Annotated in this window: 1 pseudogene; it reads left to right on the top strand. The window is 48.9% G+C overall.

The features are described 5' to 3' along the window. Positions 1-118: 118 nt before the first annotated feature. Positions 119-587, top strand: a pseudogene (locus ACEVJL_RS16815) (IS21 family transposase); the annotation flags it as partial.

Here is a 587-nt window from a genome sequence, read left to right as displayed (position 1 = left end):
GTAAAATAGACCTATACGCCGGGCAAAAATTGACCCACGCCTAAAGACCGGCTATCTTAAAAGTGTGTGCAATACTTTTAAGGGAGATGGCCGAATGATTAGGAGTGGGCTGATACTAATGATAAAAGAATTAGCAAGAAAAGGCAAGAGTGCATATTCCATTGGGCGTGAAATTGGAGTATCAAAAAACACTGCCCGGAAGTACATAACACAGCCAGTGCAGCCGCATGGTTTGAAGGGTGTTAGAAAAGGCTCCAAGCTGGACCCTTACAAACCACAGTTGAACATCTGGATGCAGCAAGGTATTTTCAACTGTGTGGTACTGCTGGAACGGCTGCGGGCACTGGGGTATGATGGCGGGATGAGTATCCTGAAAGAATACGTACATCCGTACCGGCCAGCGAAGTCCGCGCCGGCGGTGCGGCGCTATGAGACACCCAGTGGCAAGCAGGCACAAATGGATTGGGGTATCTGTCAGTATCAGGACCAAAGCGGGGCCCTGCACAAAGTGGCTGTTTTTGTGATGATATTAGGATATTCCCGTACCAAGTACATTGAGTTTGTAAGCCGCTGTGACCTACGCAGCA

Source organism: Flintibacter porci (assembly GCF_041925195.1).
Taxonomy (GTDB): Bacteria; Bacillota; Clostridia; order Oscillospirales; family Oscillospiraceae; genus Lawsonibacter; species Lawsonibacter porci.
This window is presented reverse-complemented; position numbering and strand designations above follow the sequence as displayed.